This is a genomic window from Actinokineospora sp. (assembly GCF_050699995.1).
Lineage (GTDB): Bacteria > Actinomycetota > Actinomycetes > Mycobacteriales > Pseudonocardiaceae > Actinokineospora.
In genome coordinates this window covers 1-4,183 of sequence record NZ_JBOHGC010000503.1, presented here as the reverse complement: position 1 = coordinate 4,183, position 4,183 = coordinate 1, and the positions used below count along the sequence as shown (strand labels likewise).

Genomic DNA, 4,183 nt, shown 5'->3' with positions numbered 1-4,183 from the left:
GCAGCGGCGGGTCCTGGCTCGGCGAGCCCAGCAGCTTGCGCACGCTCTGGGCGACCCTGCCCGCGTAGCGCAAAGCGTCCGAATCGGACACTCCGGGAGCGGGCTCGCAGACGAACATGACGTCGGCGTCCGAGCCGTAGCCCAGTTCCGCGCCGCCGAGCCTGCCCATGCCGATGACGGCGATCGTCGCCGGGTGACTGCCCGCGGCCGCCGCCTCCGACCGGTCGACCGCGGCCATGGTGGCCTGCAGAACCGCGCTCCACACGCTCGACAGGGCCTCGCAGACCGACATGACATCCATGAACCCCAACAGGTCCGCGCACGCCACGCGCAGGACCTCGTGCCTGCGCAGGGATCGCGCGGCGGTGACCGCGTTTCCCAGGTAGCTGTGCCGGTTCACCGCGTTGCGCAGCGACGTGGCGACCTCGGCCGGGTCGCGGTCGGTCAGCGCCTTCGGGTCGCTGAGCAGCCGCAGCACCTCGGGCGCGCGCACGATCAGGTCGGGCACCAGCTTGGACGTGCCCAGCAGCGTGGCGAGCCGCTGCACCACGGCGCCTTCGTCGCGCAGCACGCGCAGGTACCACGGGGTGGCCGCCAACGCCTCGGAAACCTTGCGGTAGGCCAGCAATCCGCCGTCCGGGTCGGCCGTCGCACCGAGCAGGTCGAGCAGGACCGGCAGCAGCGCGGTCTGGATGGCCGCCCGCCGGGACACCCCGGCGGTGAGCGCCTTGATGTGCTGCAGCGCGCCGTCCGGCGAGGTGTAGCCGAGGGCGGCGAGTCGCGCCGCCGCCTGCTTCTGGTTGAGCCGCAACGCGTCCGTCGGCACCCGGGACACCGCGGCGAGCAGCGGGCGGTAGAACAGCTTCTCGTGCAGCCTGCGGATCTTGTTGCCGTGCGCCCGGAACTCGGCGACCAGGACCTGCGCCGCGGATCGGCCGCGGTCCGGGCCGACACCCGCCGCGCGCGCGAGCCAGCGGAGGTCCGCGGTGTCAGCCTCGGCCGGGAACAAGTGGGTGCGGCGCAGCCGCTGCAGCTGCAGCCGGTGTTCCAGTGTGCGGAGGAAACGGTATGAGTCGGCCAGTTCCACCGCGTCCGACCGGCCGACGTAGCCGCCCGCGCCGAGCGCGGCCAGAGCGTCCACAGTGGATCCAAGACGCAGCGACTCGTCGGTGCGGCCGTGCACGAGCTGCAACAGCTGCACCGCGAACTCGACGTCGCGCAGCCCGCCCCGGCCCAGTTTGAGTTCCCGCTCCACCAGCTGCGACGGCACATGGTCCTCGACTCGGCGGCGCATCGCCTGCACATCGGCGACGAAGTTGTCCCGGTCGGCGGCGATCCACACCATCGGGCTGACCGCGTCGACATACGCGCGGCCGAGGTCGGCATCGCCCGCGATCGGGCGTGCCTTGAGCAGCGCCTGGAACTCCCAGGTCCGCGCCCACCGCTTGTAGTACGCCTCATGGCCGTCGACGGTGCGGACCAGCGCACCCGCCTTGCCTTCCGGGCGCAGCGCCGCGTCGACCTCGAAGCACGCCTCGGTCGCCACCCGCATCATCGCGCTGGCCACCCGGGTCGCCAACGTGGCATCACCTTCGCCGGCGAACACCACGTCGACGTCACTGACGTAATTCAGCTCGTGGCCGCCGCACTTGCCCATGGCGATCACCGCCAGCTGAGCGCGGTCCTGCGCTTCGACGCCGCCGTTCTCCGCCCACGCGACGGCCAGCGCCGCCCGCAGCGCGGCCTCAGCCAGGTCGCTGAGCCTGCCCGCGACCTGCTCGTAGGACGGTTCCTCGAGGGCGGGTTCGACTAGGTGTCCCAGGTCCTCCGCGGCCAGTTCCAGGATGAGCCCGCGGTAGGCGAACTTGAGCGCCCGCACGGCTTCCGCGCCGCGCAGAGCGGCCACCGGCCCCTGTGTCCCACCGGCCATGGGCGCGCCGACCGCGGCGAACAGGGTCGCGGTGTACCCGTCGGCGTCGGTCCCGGGCCCCGTCAGCCTGCGCCACTCCCCGGTCCGCACCGCGACAAAATCCGACAGCGCCGTGGACGAGCCAAGGACGGACAGCAGCCGGCCGCGCAGCGTGCGGTCGGCGGTCAGGGCCGTGCGCAGCTCCGGCCAAGCCTGCGGATCGAGCGTGCGGACACGGTCGAGGCCGCGCAGGGCCAGGTCCGGATCAGGAGTGCGCGACAGGGCCGTCAGGGTCACTTCGTGCTCGCTGATCGGGCCGGTGTCACCCCAGAGCCCGGCGGCGCGCAGTTCGTCCTCCGCCCGGCTCTCGGTCAGACCGAAGCGGGCGGCGGACGAGATGGAGCGGGCGCGGTCGGCCATGTCGTCAGATCATGGGGAGCTGCGGGCGGGCGGGCTCGACCGGCGTCAGTTCGCCGCGGGCGAGCTTGACGAACCGCTCGGCGAACGGCCGCCACACCTCCTCGACGTCGTCGTGCAGCTCGGTCAGCCGCTCGGGCTCCAGGTCGCCAGGGCGGGCCTGGTCGGCGCCCTCCGGGTCGGCCTTGGCCCACGCCTGGACGATCTCGGGTGTGGTCTCGATGTGGAACTGGATGCCGTAGGCCTGGCCGATGCGGAACGCCTGGTGCGGGTACCGCGTCGACGACGCGAGCAGCACCGCGGAGTTCGGGAGCCGGGACACGGTGTCGTGGTGGAACTGCACGACGTCCGGCATCAGGGGCAGGTCGGCGAACAGCGGGTCGGTCCACGCGAGGTCGCGCTTGGCGATGAGGCCGGGACCGATCTCCGGGCCGTTGTCACCGGTCTCGACCTGGCCGCCCATGGCCACCGCGAGCAGCTGCGCGCCAAGGCAGATCGCGAGGAGCGGGGTCTGCTTCGTCACGCAGGTCGAGAGCAGGGACCGCACGTCGGCGAGCCACGGGTGGTCGATGACGTCGTTGGCGCCCATCTGACCGCCGAGGCAGACCACGGCTTGGTAATCGTCGAGGTCGCCGTCGAACTTCTCGCGGTACGGGTGCGCGATTCGGACATCGGCACCGGCGTCGGTCAGCCATTCGGCGAGCTGTCCGGGCGGGTCGTTGTCGGCGAGCTGCAGGACGAGGATGGTTACGGGCGTCACGCTTCGAGAGTATGCCGGTCCGCGAACACGTACTCCACGGCATCGAAGACCGGCCGGAACCCGATGCGCTGATAGATGGAATTCGACGTCGGGTTGTCGAGGTCGGTGAACAGCAGAACGTGCTCAGCGCCCTGGTCGAGAGCCCACTTCGCGACGTGCGCGGTGACCGCGGCCCCGTATCCGCGGCCGCGCTTGTCCGCCGGTGTGTACACCGGTCCGATCCGGCTCATCCCAGCCCGCGGCGGCGACGCCACGGCAAAGGACCCAGCTTCGCCTCCGTCGACCCACAACCCGATCGCCCGCCCGAATTCGAGCGCTTTGCGGACGTCGTGTTCACCCGATTCGGGGTTCCCAATGTGGGTTGCTTCGGCGAAGAAGTCCTCCCACCAGCCCCCGACCATCGGCACGTCCGCCTCACCGGTCAGCCGGAACTCACCAACGACGTTGGCGGGCATGTCCAGTTCGCCCAGGTGATACAGGCGCATCGGAATTGTCTGCTCGACGGTGTCCCCCGAGGCGGCGATCCACGTCCGCATGAACGGGTCCGCGACGTCGCGGGGTCCACCAACTCCGGTGACGTCGATGCCTTCGGCCAACAGGTGGTCGACAACCTCGGCATGCGTCTCAACCGGAAGGGCCGACACCGAGAGCGGCCAGGGCGCCGTACAGAACAACGCCCCGAGCAGGCTCTCATCTCTGTCGTGCACGGTCAGCATGAGCGAGTCACGGTAGCTGTCGGGCACTTCGATGAGCTGGTTGATCACGGTGATCGCCACGGTGTGCCGCACCGGGTCCTGCAAGAACAGGGCCTTGGCCGTGTTCCAGAACTGCTCGGCATCTTCGTGTCGCTGAACCGTCATGCCGCCCATGGTGCCGTCCGCGGTCCGGCCACGCGACCGAATATTGTCCGGGAATAGCAGAATGCCCCGGTATTCATGATTTCTCATGAATACCGGGGCATTCGCAACTTTTGTCCGGCGGCGTCCTACTCTCCCACACCCTCACGAGTGCAGTACCATCGGCGCTGGCAGGCTTAGCTTCCGGGTTCGGGATGGGACCGGGCGTTTCCCTGCCGCTATGACCGCCGTAACTCTATG

3 protein-coding genes and 1 rRNA gene are annotated in these 4,183 nt (G+C 70.2%); all 4 read right to left on the bottom strand.

All coding sequences use genetic code 11. The annotated features are described in order from the left end of the window. The coding region (locus ACRDSQ_RS25200; RefSeq protein ID WP_431424441.1) for a bifunctional [glutamine synthetase] adenylyltransferase/[glutamine synthetase]-adenylyl-L-tyrosine phosphorylase at positions 1-2,329 on the bottom strand (2,329 nt) is incomplete at its 3' end. Between the two features lie 4 nt (positions 2,330-2,333). Continuing rightward, positions 2,334-3,086: a type 1 glutamine amidotransferase gene (locus ACRDSQ_RS25195; RefSeq protein WP_431424440.1), complete on the bottom strand. Its 753-nt coding sequence runs from the start codon at positions 3,084-3,086 to the stop codon at positions 2,334-2,336. Continuing rightward, on the bottom strand, positions 3,083-3,946 hold the full coding sequence (locus tag ACRDSQ_RS25190) for a GNAT family N-acetyltransferase (protein ID WP_431424439.1): 864 nt from the start codon (positions 3,944-3,946) through the stop codon (positions 3,083-3,085). Before ACRDSQ_RS25190 ends, ACRDSQ_RS25195 begins: the two co-directional genes overlap by 4 nt. A gap of 112 nt (positions 3,947-4,058) precedes the next feature. Beyond that, positions 4,059-4,175 (bottom strand): 5S ribosomal RNA (gene rrf, locus ACRDSQ_RS25185). Between the last annotated feature and the right edge of the window lie 8 nt (positions 4,176-4,183).